The sequence below is a fragment of the Thermoactinomyces sp. FSL K6-2592 genome (assembly GCF_038006465.1).
Lineage (GTDB): Bacteria > Bacillota > Bacilli > Thermoactinomycetales > Thermoactinomycetaceae > Thermoactinomyces > Thermoactinomyces vulgaris.
In genome coordinates this window covers 1,876,174-1,901,153 of sequence record NZ_JBBOVH010000001.1, presented here as the reverse complement: position 1 = coordinate 1,901,153, position 24,980 = coordinate 1,876,174, and the positions used below count along the sequence as shown (strand labels likewise).

At 49.8% G+C, this 24,980-nt stretch carries 20 protein-coding genes; 16 read left to right on the top strand and 4 right to left on the bottom strand.

From position 1 onward, the window contains the following. Window positions 1-16 precede the first annotated feature (16 nt). The 3 genes from NYE37_RS09900 to NYE37_RS09890 all read right to left on the bottom strand — a co-directional run bounded on the left by NYE37_RS09900 (window position 17) and on the right by NYE37_RS09890 (window position 1,686). Entirely contained in the window at window positions 17-961 is a 945-nt protein-coding gene (locus NYE37_RS09900; RefSeq protein WP_049719883.1) for a sulfonate ABC transporter substrate-binding protein, read from the bottom strand. Window positions 962-1,054: 93 nt separating this feature from the next. Continuing rightward, window positions 1,055-1,252: a YezD family protein gene (locus NYE37_RS09895; RefSeq protein ID WP_037993776.1), complete on the bottom strand. Its 198-nt coding sequence runs from the start codon at window positions 1,250-1,252 to the stop codon at window positions 1,055-1,057. Between the two features lie 8 nt (window positions 1,253-1,260). Next, a complete protein-coding gene (locus NYE37_RS09890) occupies window positions 1,261-1,686 on the bottom strand; it encodes an RrF2 family transcriptional regulator (RefSeq protein WP_049719884.1) in 426 nt (141 codons plus the stop codon). 332 nt (window positions 1,687-2,018) lie between these two features. Here NYE37_RS09890 and NYE37_RS09885 point away from each other — a divergent pair, with 332 nt between their 5' ends. From NYE37_RS09885 to NYE37_RS09870, 4 genes are all read left to right on the top strand, one after another. Beyond that, window positions 2,019-3,728, top strand: coding sequence for a sigma-54-dependent Fis family transcriptional regulator (locus NYE37_RS09885; protein ID WP_062842942.1), 1,710 nt, complete (start codon window positions 2,019-2,021; stop codon window positions 3,726-3,728). Window positions 3,729-3,929: 201 nt separating this feature from the next. Beyond that, window positions 3,930-5,534 carry a long-chain fatty acid--CoA ligase gene (locus NYE37_RS09880; RefSeq protein WP_340711953.1) on the top strand — a complete coding sequence of 535 codons (1,605 nt, stop codon included), beginning with the start codon at window positions 3,930-3,932 and terminating at the stop codon, window positions 5,532-5,534. 30 nt (window positions 5,535-5,564) lie between these two features. Next, on the top strand, window positions 5,565-7,118 hold the full coding sequence (locus tag NYE37_RS09875; RefSeq protein ID WP_049719888.1) for a fatty acid--CoA ligase: 1,554 nt from the start codon (window positions 5,565-5,567) through the stop codon (window positions 7,116-7,118). 35 nt (window positions 7,119-7,153) lie between these two features. Further along, complete coding sequence (locus NYE37_RS09870; RefSeq protein ID WP_340711951.1) at window positions 7,154-8,308, top strand: thiolase family protein; 1,155 nt, start codon at window positions 7,154-7,156, stop codon at window positions 8,306-8,308. A gap of 51 nt (window positions 8,309-8,359) precedes the next feature. Here NYE37_RS09870 and NYE37_RS09865 read toward each other — a convergent pair whose 3' ends face one another. Further along, window positions 8,360-9,832, bottom strand: coding sequence for a LuxR C-terminal-related transcriptional regulator (locus tag NYE37_RS09865; RefSeq protein WP_340711950.1), 1,473 nt, complete (start codon window positions 9,830-9,832; stop codon window positions 8,360-8,362). 186 nt (window positions 9,833-10,018) lie between these two features. Here NYE37_RS09865 and NYE37_RS09860 point away from each other — a divergent pair, with 186 nt between their 5' ends. The 12 genes from NYE37_RS09860 to NYE37_RS09805 all read left to right on the top strand — a co-directional run bounded on the left by NYE37_RS09860 (window position 10,019) and on the right by NYE37_RS09805 (window position 24,979). Continuing rightward, on the top strand, window positions 10,019-10,915 hold the full coding sequence (locus tag NYE37_RS09860) for a R2-like ligand-binding oxidase (RefSeq protein ID WP_037993567.1): 897 nt from the start codon (window positions 10,019-10,021) through the stop codon (window positions 10,913-10,915). 57 nt (window positions 10,916-10,972) lie between these two features. Further along, window positions 10,973-12,709 (top strand): ABC1 kinase family protein, encoded by a 1,737-nt coding sequence (locus NYE37_RS09855; RefSeq protein WP_049719891.1) that lies wholly within the window; start codon window positions 10,973-10,975, stop codon window positions 12,707-12,709. Window positions 12,710-12,734: 25 nt separating this feature from the next. Then, window positions 12,735-13,067, top strand: a complete 333-nt coding sequence (locus tag NYE37_RS09850; protein WP_231564560.1) for a hypothetical protein — start codon at window positions 12,735-12,737, stop codon at window positions 13,065-13,067. Between the two features lie 52 nt (window positions 13,068-13,119). Next, window positions 13,120-14,052, top strand: a complete 933-nt coding sequence (locus tag NYE37_RS09845; RefSeq protein WP_037993563.1) for an NAD(P)H-dependent flavin oxidoreductase — start codon at window positions 13,120-13,122, stop codon at window positions 14,050-14,052. A 420-nt stretch (window positions 14,053-14,472) separates the two neighbouring features. Beyond that, window positions 14,473-15,771 carry a trigger factor gene (gene tig / locus NYE37_RS09840; RefSeq protein ID WP_037993561.1) on the top strand — a complete coding sequence of 433 codons (1,299 nt, stop codon included), beginning with the start codon at window positions 14,473-14,475 and terminating at the stop codon, window positions 15,769-15,771. 79 nt (window positions 15,772-15,850) lie between these two features. Then, the gene (gene clpP, locus NYE37_RS09835; protein WP_037993559.1) at window positions 15,851-16,435 is read left to right on the top strand and encodes an ATP-dependent Clp endopeptidase proteolytic subunit ClpP; all 585 of its coding nucleotides are present in this window, start codon (window positions 15,851-15,853) and stop codon (window positions 16,433-16,435) included. Window positions 16,436-16,452: 17 nt separating this feature from the next. Further along, on the top strand, window positions 16,453-17,718 hold the full coding sequence (gene clpX / locus NYE37_RS09830) for an ATP-dependent protease ATP-binding subunit ClpX (RefSeq protein ID WP_037993558.1): 1,266 nt from the start codon (window positions 16,453-16,455) through the stop codon (window positions 17,716-17,718). A 172-nt stretch (window positions 17,719-17,890) separates the two neighbouring features. Continuing rightward, window positions 17,891-19,009: a lipid II:glycine glycyltransferase FemX gene (locus tag NYE37_RS09825; RefSeq protein WP_231564566.1), complete on the top strand. Its 1,119-nt coding sequence runs from the start codon at window positions 17,891-17,893 to the stop codon at window positions 19,007-19,009. A 122-nt stretch (window positions 19,010-19,131) separates the two neighbouring features. Then, the gene (gene lonB, locus NYE37_RS09820; RefSeq protein ID WP_049719893.1) at window positions 19,132-20,793 is read left to right on the top strand and encodes an ATP-dependent protease LonB; all 1,662 of its coding nucleotides are present in this window, start codon (window positions 19,132-19,134) and stop codon (window positions 20,791-20,793) included. Window positions 20,794-20,935: 142 nt separating this feature from the next. Continuing rightward, complete coding sequence (gene lon / locus NYE37_RS09815; protein ID WP_037993552.1) at window positions 20,936-23,284, top strand: endopeptidase La; 2,349 nt, start codon at window positions 20,936-20,938, stop codon at window positions 23,282-23,284. Continuing rightward, window positions 23,265-23,861, top strand: coding sequence for a ribosome biogenesis GTP-binding protein YihA/YsxC (gene yihA / locus NYE37_RS09810; protein ID WP_037993550.1), 597 nt, complete (start codon window positions 23,265-23,267; stop codon window positions 23,859-23,861). Before lon ends, yihA begins: the two co-directional genes overlap by 20 nt. Before the next feature lie 20 nt (window positions 23,862-23,881). Further along, a complete protein-coding gene (locus NYE37_RS09805; protein ID WP_037993549.1) occupies window positions 23,882-24,979 on the top strand; it encodes a D-alanine--D-alanine ligase in 1,098 nt (365 codons plus the stop codon). Window position 24,980: the final 1 nt, after the last annotated feature.

The window sequence follows — 24,980 nt, the reverse complement described above, 5'->3', positions numbered from 1 at the left end:
ATCTCATCCTTCCATTTTATTTAGGTGACCAAATCACATCGCGGACTTGGACGGATTGGGGGATCAGGCCGGTTTCATGGAAAGCCCGGGCAATTTGTTGCTGGTCCTGAACAATGTCCGGGCTGACGGGTTCAATCCCGTATTTCGCCCGCCGGATGGCGATATCGACCGGCTTCAAGTCCATCCCGATTTGTTCGGCGAGCAATTTGGCGGTTTGATCGGGGTTTTGGTTAAACCATTCGGCTGATTTTTGCAATTCATCCAAAAGGATTTGGATCTTGTCCGGATTCTCTTGTGCAAAGTCTTTGGACGAGAAATAGTAGGAGCGGTTGGATGTGTATCCCTTTGCGTCCGTGAGGATCCGGACATTCAAATCCGTCTGGGCATCGGCAAAATAAGGATCCCAAATGACCCATGCATCCACGCTTTTTCTGATAAAAGCCGCTTTGGCATCCGCTGGCGGCAAATAGACCGGCTGGATATCCGAATACGAAAGCCCGGCTTTTTCCAATACTTTAAGCAACAGATAGTGAACATTGGATCCCTTGTTCAAAGCGATTTTCTTCCCTTTCAATTGCCCGATGTCATGAATGGGTGAGTCATGATGGACGACAATCGCTTCAGCCTCGGGCCGCGGCTTACCGGCTCCGATATACACCAGTGGGGTGCCCGCCGCTTGGGCAAAGATGGGAGGGGTGTTTCCCGTCTCCCCGATGTCAATGCTTCCGGCATGAAGGGCTTCCAGAAGTTGGGGTCCGGCCGGGAATTGGACCCACTTTACCCGGACCCCTTGGGATTCGAAGCGTTTTTCCAAGGATCCGCGGGCTTTCAAGATGCTTAAAACCCCGAATTTTTGATAACCGATTCGGATTTCGTTTTTGTTTGCTTCACCGGGACGGCAACCGGCGGTCAGAAAGAGTAATGTGATGAGTAGAGCAACAGGAATCAATCGCAGACGCATGAAACGTTTCACCTCTTGCTTAAAAAATGAAAAAAAGCCCCGACATCCCTGAGTCCAAACAGGGTGTGGGGCCTCCAGTTTTCTGGTCGGCTGTTAAACGCTTTTTTGGTTGTGATTTGCCCGGTCCGGGGAGGGACGGGATTTTTTCAACGAGAAACGGTGTTTTTCCGTGCGGTCGATCTGCACAATGTTGGAATCATGGACTGTGATGACGACGGTCCCGTATTCGAGCCCTTCCAATGATTTTTGAATGCGCAGCATTTGTTCATCCGAAACAGCAGACGGTCTCATCTTGGTTTTCACGCCCCTTTGACATTCGGAATTTGACCTTCCAGCAAGTCTTTTAAAGTGGTCTGTTCCAAACACCGGGCAACGGTGTCCCGGATGAAGGCCCATAAAGGTTTCAACAAACAACCTTCCTCCAGTGGACAGGGATCATAAGCGGTCACGCTGACACATCCCATGGGGGCCAACGGCCCTTCCAGCTGCCGGATCACTTCTCCAATGATGATTTGCTCGGGCGGTTTATGCAAAAAATAACCGCCCCGGACTCCCCGCTTGCTCTGGACATAACCAAGGTTTTTCAGCTGAAGCAGGATCTGTTCCAGATAATTGAGAGGCACCCGGGTTTTTTCGGAAATTTCGGCACCGGGGATGACCGTGGAATGCTGTGCGAGAAGAATGAGGGTGCGCAAGGCGTATTCGCCACGGGTTGAAACTTTCATTGTTCAATCCCCTTTGCAGCTGAAAACAAGCCAAAGAATTCTTGACAATCTTGAGTGAATTTGTCGACTATTCGGCAAAGGCATGGAAATGGGTGAAACAATCCGTTTTTGAAAGAATTGTTCGTCTTATTATATTCTTTTGAAATTAATGTATTACAAATCTTGATCCGGGTCAATTGTTATTTTCATAATTTCTCATCGATTTACTATGATTTTATTTTCTGTGATCCGGACAAAATTCATTTTATGAAGCAGATCAGCCGATTTCACAGCCTGGAGCGGTTTTTTGTTAAAATGAAATTAGTATTTTCTGAATTTACCGGGAGGAGAGTATGATTCGACTGCAGGAAATCTTAAAGAAGGTGGATGTTTTTCTTTATCCGGAGGATAGCGTATTGGATGCTGCCGAAAAATTGCTCTGTTCCCCATCAGAGGCCATCCCCGTGGTGGATCCCCGCGGAACCTTCCTGGGCGCCGTCACCCGGGACCATTTGCTTCAAATGGTTTTGCGAAAGCTGCCGCTTCATGCCCCGATCCAAGATCATTTTCCGCAGGATGACTCGTTTGCTGTTTACAATCCCGCTTGGGAAGAAATCTTGGAAAAAATGGTTCACAGTCAGGTGGAAACGGTTTTTGTGTTGAACCGGGAAGGACAAGTCACCGGTTCGCTTTCCCGGTCGGACCTTCTCAGGAGGGCGTTTTCCTGGTGCCGGATGATGGAGAGGATCCTGGAACAAGGAAGTGACGGCTGGTTTTTGGTGAATGAAGAGGAGAAAATGGTTTTTGCCAACCAAAGCCTGCTCGAACTCATGGCTTGTTCCGGGGAAGAATGGCTGGGAAAACCGATCGGCCAAATGCTTCCCGGATTGAAGCTGACAAACACGATGAAAACGGGAAAGGAGGAGGTGTCCGGATGGTTGGAAGCCAACGGCATCCGGTATCTGGTTCACTGTTACCCGGTTTTTGAAAGCGGGAAGGTGGCGGGGGTGGCCGGGAAAGTGATATACCGGCATTGGAATCAAATCAAAAAGCGGTTGGAACAGCTGGACGAGGGGCAAAACGCGGAAACCGGAAGAAAGTGGCAGGCCAATCCGTCCCTTTTTACTTGGAAACAGGTGATTGGAAGCGATCCGGAAGTGAAGCGGTTAAAGCGGTGTGCCCGAAAAGCGGCCGCCGGGGATTCAACCATCCTGATCCGCGGGGAAAGCGGAACCGGGAAAGAGCTGGTGGCCCATGCCATTCATGGTGACAGTCCGCGCAGAAACGGACCGTTTGTCACCGTCAACTGTGCAGCCGTTCCCGAACATTTAATGGAAGCGGAATTTTTCGGATACGATGAGGGGGCATTTACCGGAGCCGGAAAGAAAGGAAAGCCCGGAAAATTGGAATTGGCGGATGGCGGAACGTTGTTTTTGGATGAAATTGGCGACATGTCCTTGAAACTGCAAGCCAAACTGCTTCGGGTGCTGGAGGAAAAATCATTTTACCGGGTCGGCGGCACCAGACGGATTGAAACCGATGTACGGATCATCGCCGCGACCAATCAAAGCCTGGAAGAGATGATCCGAAAGGGAACGTTCCGGGAGGATCTTTTTTACCGGTTGAACGTCATTGCACTACACATCCCGCCGCTAAGGAAACGGAAGCAGGATATTTTGCCGTTGTGCCGGCACTTTGTCAAAGAACTGAATCAAAAGCTGATGACCGCCATCACCGGAATCGATCCCGAAGCAGAACAAATTTTGTTGAATTATCATTGGCCCGGCAATGTCCGTGAATTAAAAAACACTTTGGAACGGGCGATGATTTTTGCCGGGCACGGTTGCATCCGGTGGCAGGATCTCCCCTCTCCCCTGCGGGACCTGAAAAAAACCGCATGCCAAAAGGAGGATGGTTTGCTGAAACAAGCAGAAAAAAATGCAATTTGCCAGGCGCTTTTGGAGACGGGAGGCAATAAAGTGAAAGCGGCCCGTTTGTTGGGAATCAGCCGCTCCGTCTTATACGAAAAATTAAAAAAATACCAACTGCCGAATGCGTTTTGAACGAACGGTCCCGGGGGAACCATCCTGCTGTCCGGAAACCGGACACCGACCTTTGACAAGTGTCCGGTTTTTCGGAATCATCCCGTTTCGGGAGAAAGGGAGTAAAGGATTTTCCGGCCCTTTTTTCCGCACACCGTTGGCATTGGATTTGCTTATTGTTTGGATGATGGATTACAAGGAATCTGGGGGGGATTTTAAGGAATGCGTGCCACCATGATGATTTTTCCGCTGACGCTTTCGCATTTATTGGAAAGGGCTAACGATTTGTATGGTTCTGTTGAAATCGTCTCCCGAATGCCGGACCGATCATTGCATCGATATACTTACGCGGATTTTTACCGGCGTGCCCGGATGTTGGCAGGAGCATTGGAAAAAGCCGGCTTGAAAAAAGGGGATCGTGTGGCCACTTTGATGTGGAATCATTATGTTCATTTGGAAGCGTACCTTGGCGTTCCGGTTGCCGGCGGGGTTTTGCACACGCTGAATTTGCGCCTTCATCCCACGGAAGTTGCTTATATCATCCGGCATGCGGGGGACCGGTTTCTGATCGTCGATGATATCCTCTTGCCCCTTCTGGAAAAATTTCGGGATCAAATTGACGTGGAAAAAATCATTGTTGTCCCGCTCACCGGCCAACCGGTTCCTTCTTTCGGTGAAGATTACGAACAGTTCCTCGGGAGCGCCGGCGACACCTTTTCTTATGCCGGGCTGGACGAAAATGACGCCGCGGTGATGTGCTATACTTCCGGAACGACCGGAAAGCCGAAAGGCGTGGTTTATTCCCACCGGGCTTTGGTGCTGCATTCCTTTATGTTGGGGCTCAAAGACGGGTTGGGGATTTCAAGTGAGGATGCCGGGATGCCCATTGTTCCCATGTTTCATGTCAATGCCTGGGGGCTTCCTTTTGTTTCGGTGATGTTGGGCGCCAAGCAAGTTTTTCCCGGTCCGTTCCTGGATGCCGAAAACCTTCTGGACTTGATGGAAAAAGAAAGAGTGACTTTTGCGGCCGGGGTTCCCACCATTTGGTTTGATGTGTTGAACAAGCTGGACGAAAAGCCGGACCGGTGGGATCTGGATCCGGATCTCAAGCTTTTGATCGGAGGGGCTGCCCCGCCTGAATCGTTGATCCGGGGATTGGAACGGCATCGCCTGCAGGCGGTGCACGGATGGGGAATGACCGAGACCACGCCGGTGGCAACTGTATCCCATTTGAAGCCCCATTTAAAAGAAAGGACTGCCGAGGAGCAATTGGCATACAAATTGAAACAGGGAACTCCTGTTCCGTTTGTCGAGATCCGGGTGATGGACGGGGACCGGGAAGTTCCTTGGGATGGGAAAACGATGGGAGAGCTCCAAATCCGGGGGCCTTGGGTGACGGCCGGTTATTATAACCGTCCGGATGCCAAAGAGGTGTTGACAGACGATGGCTGGTTTCAAACCGGGGATGTTGCAACGATTGATCCCGAAGGTTACATGAAGATTACCGACCGGACGAAAGATCTGATTAAATCCGGGGGAGAGTGGATCAGTTCGGTGGATTTGGAAAATGAACTGATGGCCCATCCTTCGGTCAAGGAAGCCGCGGTGATTGCCATGCCGCATCCCAAATGGCAGGAGCGCCCGCTGGCGGTCGTCGTGCTGAAAGAAGGAAAAAAAGCCGGCAAAGAGGAATTGCGTGCGTTTTTGGCTTCGAAGTTCAGCAAATGGTGGCTGCCGGATGAGTTTGTTTTCACGGACTCTATTCCGCGCACCTCGGCAGGGAAATTTTCCAAAATGGAATTGCGGAAGAAATATATCAAAGGTTGATTCACTTTTTTAAAGGGGTCCGCTTCGTTCATGTACCCAACCATCGGGAAGATCCTGGAGCAAACGGTTCAAAAGTATCCGGAAAAGGAAGCGCTGTTTGATGTGGAGAAGAACCGGCGCTGGACTTACCGGATGTGGGACCGGGAAGTGAACCGGCTGGCCCGGGCTTTCTTGGCAGCCGGGGTGAAAAAGGGGGACCGGGTTTCCACATACCTATACAACTCCGTGGAGTTGGCCACTGCTTTTTTTGCCTGCGCCAAAATCGGCGCGGTCTTCAACCCGGTCAATTTCCGTTTGACGGCCGAAGAAGTGGCTTATATTTTGCATGATGCCGAACCCAAAATCGTTTTATTTGAAAAAGAGCTGGAAAGTCATATCGCAAAGATTCACGGGAGATTCCCCCGGATCTCGTTTTGGATGACGGACGGGGACCCTCCTTGTTATGCGGAAAGCTACCAAAAACGGATCCGGATGGCTCCGGATACCCGGCCGGAAGCGGAGGTGTCGGAAGAGGACCTTTGCGGCATCATGTACACCAGCGGGACCACCGGCCGGCCCAAAGGCGTGATGCACCGGCACCGCGACATGATTGAGCAAAGTCTGATCATTTTGGCGATGATGCGTTTGACCCCGAAAGACCGGGGGCTGGTGACCGCTCCCATGTTTCACTGTGCCGAACTGCATTGTGCGTTTTTGCCGAGAGTGCATATCGGAGCCGGCCAGGTGATCATGCGCCAATTTGATCCGAAACGGGTTTTAAAACTGGTGCAGGAGGAGAAGGTCACCGTTTTCTTTGCCGCTCCCACCATGTGGAACATGTTGTTGCAGGAAGATTTGTCCCGGTACCGTTTGTCGTCGTTGCGGCTGGGATTCTATGGCGGGGCTCCCATGGCTCCGGCATTGATTCTACGTTGCCGGGAGAAGCTCGGCATCGGTTTGGTTCAAGCCTACGGAATGACGGAAATGGGGCCGGCGGTCACCTTCTTGTTGGAAGTGGAACAGATCACCAAAGCCGGTTCCGCCGGAAAGCCTTGTTTAAACCATGAAGTCCGGGTGGTGCGTGTGAAGGAAGGAGTGCCGTCGGATCCGGAGGACGTGCTCAAACCCGGTGAGACCGGGGAGATTCTCGTCCGGGGATCTTGCATGATGAAAGGATATTACCGGAAAGAAGAGGAGACCGGCAAAGCGCTGCATCAAGGGTGGTATCATACAGGGGATCTGGGTTATCTGGACGAAGACGGATATTTGTGGGTGGCCGACCGTTTGGATGATATGATTATCAGTGGCGGGGAAAATATTTATCCGCGGGAAGTGGAGGACGTGCTGTATGAGCATCCCGGGGTGTTGGATGTGGCGGTGTTGGGGGAACCGGATGAAACTTGGGGGGAGCGGGTGGTGGCGTATGTCGTTAAAAAAGATCCGGGGGTGACGGCGGATGAACTGGAACGGTTTTGCCGGCAAAGCGAAAAACTGGCCCGTTACAAACGGCCGAGAGAATACCGGTTTGTCAAGCAGCTTCCCCGCAACGCCAGCGGGAAAATTCAGAAGTTTCTTTTGCGAAACCAACACAAAAACCAAGCCTGATGAAACGTGAAAAAAGAACAAAGGAGAGATAGACCATGCGGGAGGCAGTTATCATCGAAGCAGTTCGTACGCCGATTGGGCGGCGGAACGGCACTTTAAGCGGAATCCGCCCGGACGATTTGGCGGCCATGGTGTTGAAAGAGGTGGTCCGGCGGGCCGGAATCCCTCCGGAACTGGTGGAAGATGTGTTGATGGGGTGTGTGACGCAAACCGGCGAACAAGCAAGAGATATCGGGAGATTGGCCGCATTGATCGCCGGATTTCCGGTGGAAGTGCCCGGGGTCACCATCGACCGGCAATGCGGTTCCAGCCAGCAAGCCGTCCATTTTGCGGCCCAGGCGATTTTGAGCGGGGATATGGATGTGGTCGTGGCGGCTGGCGTGGAAAGCATGTCCCGCGTGCCGATGTCTTCCAATTTTCAAGGCGCCGTCTTCAGTGAAAAGCTTACTTCCCGGTATGAGATGATCCATCAGGGCATTTCGGCGGAGCGCATTGCCGACAAATGGGGGTTTTCGCGGGAGCAGCTGGACGAATTTTCCCTCCGCAGCCATGAAAAAGCGGTACAAGCACGCAAAGAAGGGCGTTTCAAGCAAGAGATCATGCCGGTTGCCGTCCGGTTGCCCGACGGAAGCGAACAGGTGATTGATCAGGACGAAGGGCCGCGGGAAGACACTTCCATGGAAAAACTGGCCGCTTTGTCTCCTTCCTTTGTGGAGAACGGAAAAATTCATGCCGGCAACTCCAGCCAAATCAGTGACGGCGCGGCGGCTATTTTGTTGATGTCCCGCGAAAAAGCGGAAAAGCTGGGGTTAAAGCCCCGCTTTCGCATCTTGTCCCGTGTGGTGACCGGGTCCGATCCGACCCTGATGCTGACCGGACCCATTCCTGCAACGGAAAAGGTGCTGAAAAAAGCGGGATTGCAATTGGAAGAGATCGATCTTTTTGAAGTGAATGAAGCCTTTGCGCCGGTGCCGCTTGCTTGGCTTTGTGAAACGGGCGCTGATCCGGAAAAGCTGAATCCCAACGGCGGGGCGATTGCACTTGGACATCCGCTTGGAGCTTCGGGAGCCCGGTTGATGACGACCCTGGTGCATGAATTGGAACGAAGCGGCGGCCGGTACGGACTGCAAACCATGTGCGAGGGATACGGCATGGCCAATGCAACCATTATTGAAAGGCTGGATGAATAAAAGGGTGAATATGAGAAAAGGACGGTTGAACCCGCAGCTCAACCGTCCTTTTTATTTGATCAACCGTTGGCGCAGGGCTTTGGCAACCGCTTCGGCCCGGTTTTTGGCGTGCAACTTTTTAAAGACCGACCGGATATATTCGTTTACGGTGTGTTCGCTGATTTTCAGTCTGGCGGCGATCTGTTTGGTGCTTAATCCGTTGGCGCTGAACCGGAGAATTTGTTTTTCCCGGTGGGTGAGCGGGGAGGAGAGTTGAAGGGGAGACGCGTTGGCATAAAGTTTGGTGCGTAAATTCCGGGACACGCGGGTCAACAGGGAGCGGATGATTTCGATGGTGGTTTGTGAAACGTCAAATGGTTGTCCGTTCTGGTCCAACAAAAGCACGCCGGTGACATGATGGTGTTCTTCATATAAAGGAGCGACCAAAAGGGAAGTCAAACGGAAATGCCGGATGTGATGTTTTGGCAGCAGATGGTGTACCTGCCGGAAATACACGGGGCGTTTGACATCGAACAATTTGGAAATCCCGGGCACATTTTGTTCGGACTCATGAATCCGTTGGATTTCTTCCAATGGCACATTATACGAGCAGATGCCTTCCACCTTTTTTAATAAGGGATAGTACCAAAAAAAGGCGCTGCGTTGAAAGCCGGTCAGGCGGCAGATTTGTTTCATGCTGGTGAGCAAGGTTTCCTTGACGCCGCTGGTGGAAAGCAACGTGTCATCAAATTCCAGAATCGCTTCATATTGCCGGAGGGTGTCATATAACGGGCCGCTGGTATATTGTCGGGAAAACCGCAGGGCGTGCCGGATCCAACCCGCAATTTCCCGGGCATAAGACCGGGACAAAGCATTTTTGCTGCCCGAAATGGCCAGTGAGAGATGTTGGTTGACGGGTTCGGTGAATCCCCGGGCTTTTCCTTGGAGGATGCGGCGGACAAATAAAGTTTGTCTGTCCGTGGGGTATGCCGCAACCCAACGGTTGTTCCGCGGGTGGTGAACGGCCAGGTCCAGGACTTTTCCTTCGGAAGTGAGCACCGCTATTTTGTTCCACCGGACATCCGGCCGGATTTTTAATCCTTGCAGCAGTTCAACCAATGGGGAATAAGACCGGATGCGGGGAGAATCGAAAGCGCGGAGTGTCAAAAACGGCCATTGCATCAGGGCTTGGTTGATGTTCATGCACAGTGTGTGGATCTTGTGAAAGGCCTGTTGGACAAACGAAGAATCTTGCGATTCCATGACGAATTCCATGAGGATTTGTTCCAGGGATCCGACGGCAAAAAACCAATGTTTCGGATCAGCGACCGGCGTTTCATCCATCATCCATTGTTGCAACCGGCTCATCAAAGCGCTTTCGTCGGAAAGTGCGAGATCCAGGTGATCAAGCAGGAAAGAGAAAAGACGGGACAGAGCGGCTTTTTCTTCATCCGGGCCATTCCACTTGGATAATTTCAAATGCCAACGTGCCAAACCTTCCGGATATCTGCCGGAGATCAGATCGAGCAGTTGCTCTTTTTTCATGGCCAACCCCCTAAAAACCTTGGTTTTAGGGGTATTATAACCCAGAATATCAGGGATTGTCTAAATATTTCAAATAAAATAACATTTAATTGAAATGGTTGGATGCGATAAGGAGGGGCGCGAAGGCGTTTTGCTGTTGTTGTAAGCGGTGACATCTTGTTTGACTCATTGAGGGGGGGATCGATCATGCGGGAACTGAAAACAACCGGTGAAAAGGGATTGGATCATTCGCTTTTGCCCATGCGGTTATACCACAAAGCGAAGAAGCTGGGGGTGTGGGATCCGAAAGACATTGATTTTACCCAAGATAAGGAAACATGGCAAACTTTCACGGATGAAGAAAAAGAAGCGAGTCTGCGCTTGGGGGCGATGTTTCAGGCGGGGGAAGAAGCAGTAACCCGGGATTTGCTTCCGCTCATCCGGGTGATTTCCATGGAAGGACGTTTGGAAGAGGAATTGTATTTGACGACATTTCTGTTTGAAGAAGCGAAGCATACCGAGGTATTCCGGAGGTTTTTGGATGAAGTGGTCGGCGGGGCCGGGGATTTGACGATTTATCATCAGAGCCACTTTAAGAAAATTTTTTACGAGTACCTGCCGCAGGCGATGGAACGTTTGATTGATGATCCGTCACCGGAAGCGCAGGCGGAAGCTTCGGTTACTTATAACATGGTGGTGGAAGGAATCCTGGCCGAATCCGGTTATCATGCATTTTATACCGCTCTCCAGGGACAACTGGCCATGCCCGGGATGTTTGAAGCCGTTACGAATTTGAAACGAGACGAAGCCCGGCATATCAGTTACGGGAGCTATCTTTTGCAGCGGCTCATTTCAGAGCATGATCACATATGGGATGTGGTTGTCAAACGGATGGAGTTGCTGCTTCCGCATGCAATTGGTGTGGTGGATGAAATCTTCGGCACGATGGATCCGTTTCCGTTTGATCTCAAAAAAGATGACATTGTTGCTTTTGCAATGAAACAGTTTCAAACACGCATGGAAGTGCTCCGGCGGGCACGCGGAAAAACGCCGGATGAAATTTATTCCATCAGCGAAAAAGATGTCGGCTTGACGGATGAATAATTTTGCATTGGATCAGGCGGACCCGGTGTCCGCCTGTCTTAATCTTTGGAAGGGGGGATGGGTGTGTCCGTCGTGTCGGCGAAAGAGGTTTCGGATTTGGAGTTGGATCAGGCGAGGCGGGAAATTCTTGAAATGCGTTTGAAAATCACGAGAAGTCAACGGTATCGCACCATTGCCGGAATCTTTGCCAAGCACGGGTTGCTTCACTTGTTGGAAGACCGCGGGTTGTTCCGGCTGTTTTTTAAAAAGCGGACCCGGGAAGAAGAAGAAAAACTGCGCCGGTTCGGACGCCGGCTGCGGATGGTTTTTGAGGAACTGGGTCCCACTTTTATCAAACTGGGACAAGTTCTTGTTTCCCGGCAGGAAATCATTCCCGAGCCGGTGACGACGGAACTTTCGGAGTTGTTAAACGAAGTTCCTCCCATGCCTTTCCGCTATATGGCCGCGGTGATGGAAGACGGGCTTCCGGAAGGATTAAAGGAGTTTGAGTGGATTGACCCGGAACCGGTCGGATCCGCTTCATTGGCCCAAGTGTACCGTGCACAATTAAAGGATGGACGGGTTTGTGCCGTCAAAGTGGTCCGCCCCATCGTGGACAAACTGTTTGAAATCGATATTTCCATCATCCAAAAATTTGCCGGCCGGTTGCAAAAAAGGCTCCCTCCCCCATACGCAGCTTCAGTGGATTTAAACGGGTTGGTCCGTGATTATTACAGCAGTTCGACCAACGAACTGGACATGCTGGCCGAAGCCCGGACCATGAAAGAGCACCGGGAGATGATGAAGGATTTTGAGACCATTTCCGTCCCCGAAGTGTACAAGGTTTCAAAAAATGTCCTGGTGATGGAGTATGTGGACGGTTGGAATCTCAAAGAATTTCCGGTGGATTTTCTCACGTTTGAAGAACGGTTTATGCGGATGGTCGATTTGGCCCATTATTATGTCAAAACGTTTTCCGAAGGATATTATCATGGTGATCCGCACGGTTCCAACATCATGATCGATAAGCACACGAAAAAGGCGTATGTGATTGACTGGGGAATGGTTGGGCGGGTGGATTCCCTCCATACCGAAGCCATTTTCCGCATGTTGCTTCACACCCGCTTGAATCAGGCGGAAGATGCGGCGGAAGCCGTTTTGGATATTATCCAACCGACGCCTTACACCGATCCGATCCGCTTAAAAGATCAGTTGCGTTCCCATTTTGTGCACTATGTGAACAGTGATCAGGCGGGCAAATACAATTGGGGGAATCTCTTGATCCAGGCGATTGTGATCGGGGTGAAAAACCATTGCCGCATTCCCAATGCCATGGCTTTGTGGGCAAAAGGATTCACGGCCGCAGAAGGGACGGCACGGTGGTTGTGCCCGGAAATCAGTTACCACACGGTTGTGGAATCGGCCGATGTGCAAATCTTGAAAAGCTGGTTGTCGCGGAGGTTTAACTACCGGGCCAATGCCAGTTGGATCAGTGAAGTGGCGAAGCTGACCGGCACTTTGCCGCGCAGGCTGAACAAAATCCTGGAGCGGCTTGCGTGGAATGACTGGAAAGTGGTGGTGGAAAACCGGACCGATGATCATTTGGTCCGGCAAATGAACAAGATGGTCAACCGGATGGCGTTGGCTTGGCTGGCAAGCGGCTTATTCGTGGGATCGGCAGTTTTTCTTGCTTTTGGAAATGAATGGATGCAGTCAGTCCAGTCGATCAAATGGTTGATGCAAGGAATGCTGTGGGGGGCATCGGCGCTGAGTGTTTACCTGTTATGGAGAGTGTTCCGTTCCAAAAGAGCTTGACGGGATGACGGGAAGGGGGATGGCGTTGAAAGAGCGCAAAATGACCATGGAAGAGCGAATCGAAGCTTTCTTCCGGCAATCCGGCGGCCCAAACAACAGCAAAATCGAAAAGCTCTTGGATGAACATTTGCGAAACGGAAAAGACCACGGAATGCCGGGAAGGAAAGAAACGTTTGAGGATGCGGTCATCTGGACGGTTATGCATGATCCCAGCCTGTTGCTCTTGTTTGAGCGGATTCAAAAGTGGAGGACGGGGCGTTCAGAAAAGCAACAACAGCTTTTACAGTTGGAAGAAAAGATCAAAAACTTGGAAACGGAAATTAAAAAATTGACAGAAAAAATAAAACCTTACGTTTAGGCTGAAAATATTTTCAGATTCGGGTAAGATGTAGAAGAGGAGGCGATGAAACATGCCAAACTTGGAACAATTAACTTTGCCTGTGGTTGCAGCGCCGATGTTTCTGGTATCCGGCCCGGAATTGGTGATCGAGTGTTGCAAAGCCGGAATCGTCGGTTCATTTCCTTTGTTAAATGCAAGGACGTCCGAAGATTTGGATGTTTGGATGAAAAAAATTACGGAATCCATCGAAGAATTGGAAAAAAACCAAACCGTGGCCCCTTGGGCGGTCAACCTGGTGGTGCACCGGACCAACCGGAGATATGAGGAAGATTTGAAAGCGATCCAAAAATACAAGCCGCCCATTGTGATCACGTCCCTCGGCAATCCGGCGCCCGTGGTGGATGTTGTGCACGAATACGGCGGATTGGTGTTTTCGGATGTGAGCACTTTGCCTCATGCCAAAAAAGCCGCGTCTGCCGGTGTTGACGGATTGATTCTGGTTTGTTCCGGCGCAGGGGGGCATGGCGGGACGATCAACCCGTTTGCGTTCATTGGTGAAGTGCGCAAATTTTGGAACGGAAAGACGATTCTGGCCGGAAGTATTTCCAACGGCCGCGATATCCTGGCAGCCAAAGTAATGGGAGCGGATCTCGCTTACATGGGGACGCGTTTCATTCCGACGGTTGAAAGTTTGGCCAGTGAAGATTACAAAAACATGCTGATTGAGTCAGACTTGGATGATATCATCTACACCGACGCATTCAGCGGTGTCAATGCCAACTATTTGAAACCGAGCATCGAAAGAGCCGGTTTGGATCCGGAGCACTTGGAGAAAAAGGGAACCGTCGATTTCTCCAAAATGAATGAAACCGGTCCCAAAGCATGGAAAGACATTTGGTCGGCCGGCCACGGAGTGGGTCAGATCCGGAAAGTCCAAACCGTTCAGGAAGTGGTGGCGGAGCTGAAGCGGGAATACGAGGAAGCGGTTGGAAAAATCTCTTAAAAAGAAAGGGAATGTGGCTCTTTTCACAAGAGCCACCTGATGTATTTTATGTCCGGGCCGACCCGGATAACCGCGGGGGTTGTCGTTCATTCGATGCCATCCGGGCTGTCCGGCATTTTTTGTCCCGGGATCACGGATAAAAAGAGGAAATGGAAAAGATGAAACGAATATTTATAGTTAATTGTTGATCTTCTTTACAAGATGAGATCACATGGTTTAACATAGTGGCTGTTGGTATGGGATACATAATGATGAATAGTAAGTTCCCCGGGTTCATAGGGGCTTTTTTCCTGTTCATGGATGTTTATTGAAAAGTTGCTTTACTGTGTTATAATGAAGTGGTTATTGCGGGGAGCGATACTAGTGAATCGGACTGATCATACCATATGATAGATTTGTGATGCAGGAGGTAACTGTGTAATGAAGGCAAGCTGGGAAAAAACAGAAAAAAACAAAGGTATCCTTACGGTCGAAACAGATGAGCAATCGGTTCAAGACGCACTGGATCAAGCGTTTAAAAAAGTGGTCAAACAAGTGAATGTCCCCGGATTCCGCAAAGGGAAAGTGCCGCGTGCCATTTTCGAAAAGCGGTTTGGTGTCGAAGTGTTGTATCAGGACGCCCTCGATATCCTGCTGCCCAAAGCTTATGAAGAAGCTGTGGAAGAAACGGGAATCGTGCCGGTGGACCGTCCGGAAATCGACATTGAGCAACTGGAAAAAGGCAAATCGTTGATCTTCAAGGCGACGGTGACCGTAAAGCCGGAAGTGGAACTCGGCGAGTATAAAGGGTTGGAAGTGGAAGTGGACGAAGAAAAATTCGCCGTGAAACCCGAAGATGTGGAAAAAGAACTCGAACGCATGCAAAAACAACAAGGTCAATTGGAACCGGTGGAAGAAGGAGCCGTGGAAAAAGGCGACCGTGTGATCATTGACTTTGAAGGATTTGTCGACGGAGAACCTTTTGAAGGCGGTAAAGCGGAACAATACACGCTGGAAGTCGGTTCCGGAACGTTTATCCCCGGTTTTGAAGACCAGCTGATCGGCATGAAAGCCGGAGAAGAAAAAGAAATTCAAGTCACCTTCCCGGAAGAATACCATGTTGAAGATTTGAAAGGAAAACCGGCTACATTCAAAGTGAAACTTCATGAAATCAAACGCATGAACCTGCCGGAGCTGGATGACGAATTTGCTCAAGATGTCAGCGAGTTTGACACGCTGGAAGAATTGAAAGCCGACATCGAGAAAAACATGAAAGAAAAAGCGGAAAAAGACAAAGAAAACTTCATCCGCAATGAGCTGGTGGAAAAAGCGGCGCAAAATGCAACGGTGGAAATTCCGGAAGTGATGATTGAAAACGAAACGGAAAACATGTTGCGCCAATTTGAACAACGCTTGATGTATCAAGGCTTGAACTTGGAAACCTATGCGCAATTCACCGGCCAGGATCAAGAAGCGTTAAAAGACCAGTTCAAAGAAGATGCGGAAAAACGCGTTCGCGCTGATCTCGTTTTGGAAGCCATTGCCAAAGAAGAGCAAATTGAAGTCAAAGATGAAGAAGTAGAAGAAGAAATCAAACAAATGGCTGAGGAAATGGGCCGCGAAGCGGATGAAGTTCGCCGCATTCTGGAAAATCAAGGTGCCCTTGATTCCGTGAAGGATCAACTTCGCATGAAGAAAACGATCGATCTACTTGTATCGAACAGTAAAAATAAGGCATAATGATGATAGGAGATGAAGTGAGGCACGTGAAAACGTGCCTTGTTTTTCAAATTTTTCACTCCGAAATGAGGTGTTTTTAATGCCTTTGGTGCCAATGGTGGTAGAACAGACCAATCGGGGAGAGCGCTCCTACGATATCTATTCCAGACTGTTGAAAGACCGCATTATCTTTTTGGGAGGCCCCATCGATGATAATGTGGCCAATTTGGTTGTTGCCCAATTGCTGTTTTTGAGTGCGGAAGACCCGGAAAAAGACATTTATTTGTACATAAATTCACCAGGTGGTTCCGTAACCGCCGGAATGGCGATTTACGACACCATGAATCATGTTCAGCCGCAAGTCTCCACCATTTGCGTCGGCCTTGCCGCCAGCATGGGAGCCTTTTTGCTGGCCGCCGGTGCGAAAGGGAAACGCTTGGCGCTGCCAAACAGCGAAGTGATGATTCACCAACCGTTGGGAGGCGCCCGGGGACAAGCGACAGACATAAAAATTCATGCAGACTGGATCCTGAAGACCAAAGAGAGAATCAACCGGATCTTGTCTGAAAGAACGGGGCAACCGATTGACAAGATCGCCCGGGACACGGACCGCGATTATTTCATGAGTGCCGAAGAGGCCAAGGAATACGGCATCGTGGATCAGGTGATGGCCACCAATCGTTGAAAGGGGTGAGAGAGAAGATGTTCAAGTTCAATGAAGAAAAAGGACAATTGAAATGTTCTTTCTGTGGAAAATCCCAGGATCAGGTGCGCAAGCTGGTCGCCGGACCTGGTGTATATATCTGTGACGAATGCATTGAATTGTGCAATGAAATCGTGGAAGAAGAATTGGGCAATGAAGAAGAAATTGATTTGCAAAACTTGCCCAAACCACAGGAGATCTGCTCCATTCTGGAGGAATACGTCATTGGTCAGGAAGAAGCGAAGAAAGCATTGTCCGTTGCGGTTTACAACCACTACAAACGGATCAATTCTTCGCAGAAATCCGATGATGTTGAACTGCAAAAAAGCAACATCATGATGGTGGGGCCGACGGGGAGCGGGAAAACCCTCCTTGCCCAAACATTGGCCCGCATCCTGAATGTCCCGTTTGCGATTGCGGACGCGACGTCGCTGACGGAAGCGGGTTATGTCGGGGAAGACGTGGAAAACATCCTGCTCAAATTGATCCAAGCGGCGGATTACGATATTGAAAAAGCGGAACGCGGAATCATCTACATTGATGAAATCGACAAAGTTGCCCGCAAATCTGAAAATCCGTCGATCACCCGTGACGTGTCCGGTGAGGGTGTCCAACAGGCGTTGCTGAAGATTTTGGAAGGAACCGTTGCCAGTGTGCCACCGCAAGGAGGGCGCAAACACCCGCATCAGGAGTTCATCCAAATTGACACCAGCAACATCTTGTTTATATGCGGGGGCGCTTTTGACGGATTGGAAACGATCATTAAACGGCGGATCGGCAAGAAAGTGATCGGTTTTGGAATGGATCAGCAAAACGTCAACATGAAACCGGGCGAATATCTGAAGCTGGTGTTGCCTGAAGACCTCTTGAAGTTTGGTCTCATTCCGGAATTTGTGGGAAGGCTTCCGGTCATTTCTACATTGGAACCGCTCGATGAGCAAGCGCTAGTGCGCATCTTGCTCGAGCCCAAAAATGCACTGGTGAAACAGTACAAAAAACTGTTGGAAATGGACAATGTCGAATTGTCCTTTGAACAAGACGCGCTGGAGGCCATTGCCAAAGAGGCCATCAAGCGCAAAACGGGTGCCCGGGGACTCAGGGCGATCATCGAGTCCATCATGTTGGATGTCATGTTTGAATTGCCTTCGCGCGATGATATCGTCAAATGTGTCATCACCAAGGACACGGTGGTGCAAGGAGGAAGCCCGAAACTCTATACCCGTGAAGGGCGCGTCATTACGACAAAAAAAGAAGAATCTGCTTGAGGAACAATGGGATTTGGGCATCTGCTGAAGAAATAGCAGATGCTTTTTTCTATGGTTCATGATATGTTAAAATGTAGTAGTTTCTGATCGAATTAGAAGCAGTTCTACGTTGCGGGTAGAGCTGCTTTTTCGATTAACAAAGGGGTGAGGAAATTTGTTACAAATCGTTTCAGTGGAGCGAGAAAAATTTCTGGATTTCGTTGAGACACAACCTTACAGAAATTTCTTACAGTACCCGTCTTGGGCGGACTTGAAATCCGAATGGAAATGGATACATGAATTTTTGGGATGGGTGACAAAAGACGGCAAATTGGTGGGCGGAGCTGTTGTATTATACAGGAAGGTACCCGGATTAAATAAATATTTGGCATACATACCCCGAGGACCGATGATCGATTGGTTTTCAAGTTATTCCCTGACCGACTGGTTCCATCCTTTGTTTCACCATTTGAAAAACCGTAATGTATTCTCCGTGAAAATGGATCCGCCGCTTGTCAGCAAAAAGTGGTCTGCGAACCGGATTTCCCAAGCTGTTCAGGAATTTAAATCCCATGGATTGAAAAATAAACGTTTGACCGACATTTTGCCGGATCAGGTCTTTAATGCGGTGGAGTATGTAAAACAGGAACTGGTGGAGATGGGATGGAGACAAAACGGCGGAGAAGACAGTTTCGACACCGTGCAACCACAGTTTGTCTTTCGCCTGAACATGAAAGGAAAATCGTTGGAACAGATTTTTTCGGGTTTCCATCCGGACTGGCAACAAAGGATCCGGGAAGCGGAAAACAGCGGAGTGCATGTCAACTTGGGAACTGAAAACGATTTGCCGGAGTTTCACAAGTTGCTCTCGTTGACGGCCAAAAGGGAACAATCCAATGTCCGCGATGTTTCTTATTTTGAAAAAATGTTTGAAACATTGATATTGGAAAATCCTTACCGGATCCGGCTTTATTTGGCACGAAAAGACAATCAGTTGTTAAGCGCCTCGCTGGCTGTGAGAGTGGACGGGCATACATGGGATTTGTACAATGCACGGCGCAGTGATTCGTACGAGGATCCGTCCGCGTACTTGTTGCGTTGGAAGATGATTCAGGATGCTTACCGGCATGGCGACACCATTTTTGATTTCCGGGGAATTTCCACGGTTTTGGATGAAAACAACCGGTTATTTGAGTTGCTGCAATTTAAAATGGGCTTTGGCGGAGAAGCCTGTCAATTTATGGGAGAGTGGGATTACCCGGTCATCCCGATGCTGCACTGGGCTTTTGACATGTACATGAAAAGTCGTTGATGCAAAGGTTTTGGTGCTTTTTGGCTATTGCAAAAGCATGAGTATCCCTTTCCTCCTGCGGTCATAATACAGAAAAAGCAGACGATGTCTGTCCAAATTGCAGGGAGGAAAGGAAGGGGCCTATGAGCTGGACTTCTTTACTTATGTTTTTACAAGTGTTTTTCTCCATCATTATCGGGATTTATTTCTGGAGTTTGTTAAAAAGCCAACAATCCAGCCGCAGTGCGGTGAATAAAGAATCACGCAAAGAATTGGAAAGGCTCCGGTCGATGCGCGAGGTCTCTTTGACCGAACCCCTGGCGGAAAAAACCAGGCCGGCCAAACTGGAGGACATTGTCGGACAAGAAGAGGGCATTCGTTCGTTAAAGGCGGCGTTGTGCGGGCCGAATCCACAGCATGTCCTGATTTACGGGCCGCCCGGAGTCGGGAAAACCGCGGCTGCGCGCTTGATTTTAGAGGAGGCGAAAAAGAACCGTTTCTCTCCCTTTAATGAAAAATCCAAGTTCATTGAAATCGATGCGACCACGGCCCGCTTTGATGAACGGGGCATTGCCGATCCTTTGATCGGCTCCGTGCATGATCCGATTTATCAGGGAGCCGGAGCCATGGGAGTCGCCGGGGTTCCCCAACCCAAACCGGGAGCGGTGACCAAGGCGCATGGCGGGGTGTTGTTTATCGATGAAATCGGGGAATTGCATCCCGTGCAAATGAACAAACTGTTAAAAGTGTTGGAAGACCGCAAGGTGTTTTTGGAAAGTGCCTACTACAATGAAGAAGACACCAATACCCCCCGGCATATTCATGACATTTTCCAAAACGGTTTGCCGGCTGATTTTCGCCTCATTGGTGCAACCACACGACCTCCTGAAGAAATTCCTCCGGCCATCCGGTCACGCTGCATGGAGATTTTTTTTCGACCGCTGTTGGCGCATGAAATCGAGAAAATTGCCACCGACGCCTTGAAGAGGATTCATTTTGATTACAGCCCGGATGCCGTTCAGGTGATCATGCGTTATGCGATGAACGGGCGCGATGCGGTGAATATTGTCCAAACCGCAGTGGGCGTGGCATTGAGTGAACAGCGCAACCGGGTGGAAGCCCGTGACGTGGAATGGGTTGTAAACAGCAGCCAGTTAAATCCGCGGCCGGAATTGAAAATGCCGGAAAAAGCACAAGTGGGGCTCGTCACCGGATTGGCCGTTCTCGGACCGCACATGGGGGCGACTTTGGAAATTGAAGTGTCGGCAGCCCGCGCAGCAAAAGATCAAGGAACCGTCCGGATTACAGGAGTGGTTGAAGAAGAGGAAATGGCCAACCGGCAGCGGACACTGCGGCGGAAAAGCATGGCCCGGGGTTCGGTGGAAAATGTGATGACGGTTCTGCGAAAAATGAGGTTGCAACCGGATGATTACCATTTGCACATCAATTTTCCCGGTGGTGTGCCGGTGGATGGCCCTTCAGCGGGAATCGCCATGGCAACGGCAATTTATTCCGCCATTCAAGGCATTCCGATGGACCCCAAAATGGCCATGACCGGAGAATTAAGCATTCACGGATATGTGAAGCCCGTGGGAGGCATCATTGCCAAAGTGGAAGCCGCCAAGCAGGCAGGAGCCGAGAGAGTGTTGATTCCCAAAGAAAACATGCAGTCGATTTTTATGCAGTTGGAAGGGATTGAAGTCATTCCTGTTGAACGCATTGAGACGGTTTTTGAACTTGCTTTTGGCCGGGAAAAATCCGTGGAGATGCCGGTTCTCTTTTCACCCACTTCTGCTCCGGTATAATAAGGAATGCAGAATGTTTTTGTCCGGCTGCGGGCGGCTTCCGGCGGTTGCCCTCGTGTCGTAGACAAAAGAGAATGAATAAGATAAAATCGTACAAAGCTGGCATCCTGTTCCTTGTGTTGACAGCAACGGAGGTGCATGTATGGCTGTAAAAGAAGGGGAACAACATGTATTGCCTCTTTTGCCATTGAGAGGTTTGGTTGTATTTCCCACCATGGTTTTACATTTGGATGTAGGAAGAGAAAAGTCGGTTCAAGCATTGGAAAAGGCAATGGTGGACGACCAAAATTTGATTTTGCTTGCAACGCAAAAGGAGCTTCAAATAGAGGAACCCACCGAAGACGATATCTACCGGACCGGTACGATTGCAAAGGTTCGTCAAATGTTGAAGCTGCCAAACGGCACCATCCGGGTGCTTGTGGAAGGTTTGAAAAGGGCAAGCATCATTGAATACATGGATGATGAAGATTGTTACATCGTCCGGTATGAAGAATTGGCAGAAGAAGAAGAAGACGGCCTGGATACGGAGGCTCTGATGCGCGCTGTGTTGGAGCATTTTGAACAATACCTGCGCTTGTCCAAAAAGCTTTCGCCGGAAACGTATTCGGTCGTGGCGGATATTGATGAACCGGGACGGCTGGCGGATATCATCGCATCGCATCTTCCGCTGAAGATTGCAGATAAGCAAACGATTGTGGAAACGTTGAACGTTCAAGCACGTCTCGAGAAATTGTTGTCACTCATCCATAATGAAAAAGAAGTTCTGGAGTTGGAGAAAAAGATCAACTCCCGGGTCAAAAAACAGATGGAAAAAACGCAGAAAGAATATTATCTGCGTGAGCAAATGAAAGCCATTCAAAAGGAACTGGGAGAAAAAGAAGGGCGCATGGGCGAAGTGGAAGAATTGAGGCAAAAACTGTCCGAGCTAAAAGCGCCTGAAGAGATCAAAGAAAAGATTGACAAGGAAATTGACCGTTTGGAAAAAATCCCGACCAGTTCCGCTGAAGGCGGTGTGGTTCGCAATTATATTGATTGGTTATTGGATTTGCCGTGGCTTCATGAAACCGAAGACGATCTCAGCCTGGAGAAAGCAGAAAAAGTGCTGGACGAGGACCATTACGGATTGGAAAAAGTAAAGGAACGGGTGCTTGAGTACCTGGCTGTGCAGCAAATTGTCAAGAAAATGAAAGGCCCCATTCTTTGTCTGGCCGGCCCGCCGGGAGTCGGAAAAACTTCCTTGGCACGTTCCATTGCCCGTGCGCTGGGACGGAATTTTGTCCGTGTCTCATTGGGAGGCGTGCGGGATGAGGCGGAGATTCGCGGACATCGCCGCACTTATGTCGGTGCCATGCCGGGCAGGATCATTCAGGGAATGAAACAAGCACAAAGCACCAATCCGGTCTTTTTGCTGGATGAGATTGACAAGATGTCCATGGATTTCAGAGGTGATCCGGCTTCCGCGCTCTTGGAAGTCTTGGATCCGAACCAAAACCAGGCATTCAGCGATCACTACATCGAGATTCCGTATGATTTGTCCAAAGTGATGTTTATCACCACGGCCAATGTGATCCACAATATTCCCCGTCCGTTGCTTGACCGGATGGAGGTCTTATACATTTCGGGCTATACAGAAATTGAAAAAGAGCATATCGCCAAAGACCATCTGTTCCCCAAACAGTTAAAAGAACACGGATTGACCAAAGAAAACATGCAAATCCAGTCGGGGGCATTGTTGAAATTGATCCGCAACTACACGCGGGAAGCCGGCGTCCGGAATCTGGAAAGAACGATCGGAACCTTGTGTCGGAAAGCGGCCAAACAAATTGTCTCCGGCAAGAAAAAGAAAGTGGTCATTACATCCAATAATTTGGAAAAATATTTGGGACCGGAGCGTTTCCGTTACGGACGGGCGGAAGAAAAGGATCAGGTCGGGATTGCGACCGGCCTGGCTTGGACGGAAGCGGGCGGGGACACGTTGTCCGTGGAAGTCTCCTTGTTGCCCGGAAACGGAAAGCTCACATTGACGGGGAAATTGGGAGACGTGATGAAAGAATCGGCCCAAGCCGCATTCAGTTACATCCGTTCCCGCGCCAAGGAATTGAACATTGATCCGTCTTTCCATGAGAAACATGACATTCATATCCACGTTCCGGAAGGAGCCATTCCCAAAGACGGCCCTTCAGCCGGAATTACCATGGCCACCGCTTTGGTTTCCGCATTGACCGGAATTCCGGTTTCCCGTTTTGTGGCGATGACCGGGGAAATCACCTTGCGCGGACGGGTGCTGCCCATTGGCGGATTGAAGGAAAAGTCGTTAAGTGCCCACCGGGCGGGCATCAAACATGTGTTGATCCCCAAGGACAATGAAAAAGATCTCCAAGACATTCCCAAAAGCGTGCGGAAAGAATTGGAGTTTACCGCGGTGGAGCACATGGATGAAGTGTTGCGGTTGGCGTTAGTGAGGGATCCTTATGCTGGTGAAGAAAGCTGAGTTTGTGATCAGTGCGGTGAAACCGGATCAATACCCCGATGACGCCCTGCCGGAGATTGCTCTGGCCGGGCGTTCCAATGTGGGTAAATCATCGCTCATCAATTGTCTGATCAGAAGAAAAAATCTGGCGCGTACCAGTTCGAAACCTGGGAAAACCCAAACCATCAATTTTTACCGGATCAATGACCTTTTTTATTTTGCGGATGTTCCCGGATACGGATTTGCGCGCGTTCCGAAAGCGATGAAAAAACAGTGGGGAAAAATGATGGAAACTTATTTGCTGAAACGGGAACCGCTCAAGGCGGTGATCCAAGTGGTTGATTTGCGACACCCACCCTCGAAAGATGATCAGAATATGTACGAGTTTTTAACGTATTATTCCATCCCGACATGGGTCGTGGCCACCAAGGCAGATAAAGTTCCGAAGGGAAAATGGCAAAAGCATGCCAAGATCATCAGGGAAACTTTGAATATGGAAAAAGAAGATCCGTTCCTTCTCTTTTCCGCGCAAACTGCATATGGTAAAGAGCGGTTGTGGAACTTGATTGAGGAACAAGTGAACGCAAATCAGGATTAGACGGAAGAAAGGGTGGGAGAATGGAGAAAAAAGTTCGTGTTGCGGTTTTGTTCGGAGGAAGATCCGGGGAGCATGAAGTCTCTTTAAATTCGGCCGCATCCGTGATCCAGGCGATTGACCGGGACAAATACGAAGTGATTCCCGTTTGGATTTCGCATGAAGGACAATGGCATTTCGGGGAAAAAGCGATTCCCGCCATTGCCGGCACGCTTGAAAAAGAAGTTTGCGAGCAATTGCAAAACCATCTGCCGGCGCTTGTGTCCAAAGGAAGCGGAACCTTGCCTGCGTTTGCCCCGCATGAAGTGGATGTGGTGTTTCCTGTTTTGCACGGCACATACGGTGAAGACGGGACCATTCAGGGCATGTTGGAAGTGGCACAGATTCCTTATGTCGGAGCTGGGGTGTTGGCATCGGCTGTCGGCATGGATAAAGTGTTGGCGAAGAAAGTGTTTGAACAAGAGGGTCTTCCGCAAGGCAAATATGTTTATTTCTTGAAGTCAGAGCTTGAGAAAGACATCGAGAGCGTGATCGAAAAAGTGGAACAAGCGCTTGGCTATCCCTGCTTTGTCAAACCGGCCAATCTGGGTTCCAGTGTGGGGATTTCCAAGGCAAAAGACCGTGAAGCATTGACGGAGGCTTTGCAGTTGGCTGCCCAATATGACCGGAAGGTGATTGTGGAAGAGTTTATTCCCGCGCATGAGGTGGAAGTGGCCGTGTTGGGAAATGATGAACCGCAAGCTTCCATGCCGGGGGAAATCGTATCTTCCAATGAATTTTATGATTATAAAGCCAAGTATATTGACGGGAAATCCGTGATGCGGATTCCGGCCGAACTTCCGGAAGAGACAACCGGCAAGGTCCGGCAACTGGCGATTCAGGCATACAAAGCCATTGATTGCAGCGGCCTGGCGCGGGTGGACTTTTTCATCCGCAAAGACAACGGCCGAGTGTTGATCAATGAGATTAACACCATGCCGGGCTTTACGCCTTACAGCATGTATCCGAAATTGTGGGAGCATTCGGGGGTTTCTTATCCGGAATTAATTTCCAAACTGATTGAGTTGGCACTTCAGCGTTATGAGGAAAAATCCAATTTGAAAACTGTTTTTGACCTTTAAG

Bases quoted from the DNA above. Each gene is read 5' to 3' on its own strand.
- NYE37_RS09900 (WP_049719883.1), bottom strand. From the start codon at position 961: ATGCGTCTGCGATTGATTCCTGTTGCTCTACTCATCACATTACTCTTT.
- NYE37_RS09895 (WP_037993776.1), bottom strand. From the start codon at position 1,252: ATGAGACCGTCTGCTGTTTCGGATGAACAAATGCTGCGCATTCAAAAA.
- NYE37_RS09890 (WP_049719884.1), bottom strand. From the start codon at position 1,686: ATGAAAGTTTCAACCCGTGGCGAATACGCCTTGCGCACCCTCATTCTT.
- NYE37_RS09885 (WP_062842942.1), top strand. From the start codon at position 2,019: ATGATTCGACTGCAGGAAATCTTAAAGAAGGTGGATGTTTTTCTTTAT.
- NYE37_RS09880 (WP_340711953.1), top strand. From the start codon at position 3,930: ATGCGTGCCACCATGATGATTTTTCCGCTGACGCTTTCGCATTTATTG.
- NYE37_RS09875 (WP_049719888.1), top strand. From the start codon at position 5,565: ATGTACCCAACCATCGGGAAGATCCTGGAGCAAACGGTTCAAAAGTAT.
- NYE37_RS09870 (WP_340711951.1), top strand. From the start codon at position 7,154: ATGCGGGAGGCAGTTATCATCGAAGCAGTTCGTACGCCGATTGGGCGG.
- NYE37_RS09865 (WP_340711950.1), bottom strand. From the start codon at position 9,832: ATGAAAAAAGAGCAACTGCTCGATCTGATCTCCGGCAGATATCCGGAA.
- NYE37_RS09860 (WP_037993567.1), top strand. From the start codon at position 10,019: ATGCGGGAACTGAAAACAACCGGTGAAAAGGGATTGGATCATTCGCTT.
- NYE37_RS09855 (WP_049719891.1), top strand. From the start codon at position 10,973: ATGGGTGTGTCCGTCGTGTCGGCGAAAGAGGTTTCGGATTTGGAGTTG.
- NYE37_RS09845 (WP_037993563.1), top strand. From the start codon at position 13,120: ATGCCAAACTTGGAACAATTAACTTTGCCTGTGGTTGCAGCGCCGATG.
- tig (WP_037993561.1), top strand. From the start codon at position 14,473: ATGAAGGCAAGCTGGGAAAAAACAGAAAAAAACAAAGGTATCCTTACG.
- clpP (WP_037993559.1), top strand. From the start codon at position 15,851: ATGCCTTTGGTGCCAATGGTGGTAGAACAGACCAATCGGGGAGAGCGC.
- clpX (WP_037993558.1), top strand. From the start codon at position 16,453: ATGTTCAAGTTCAATGAAGAAAAAGGACAATTGAAATGTTCTTTCTGT.
- lonB (WP_049719893.1), top strand. From the start codon at position 19,132: ATGAGCTGGACTTCTTTACTTATGTTTTTACAAGTGTTTTTCTCCATC.
- lon (WP_037993552.1), top strand. From the start codon at position 20,936: ATGGCTGTAAAAGAAGGGGAACAACATGTATTGCCTCTTTTGCCATTG.
- yihA (WP_037993550.1), top strand. From the start codon at position 23,265: ATGCTGGTGAAGAAAGCTGAGTTTGTGATCAGTGCGGTGAAACCGGAT.
- NYE37_RS09805 (WP_037993549.1), top strand. From the start codon at position 23,882: ATGGAGAAAAAAGTTCGTGTTGCGGTTTTGTTCGGAGGAAGATCCGGG.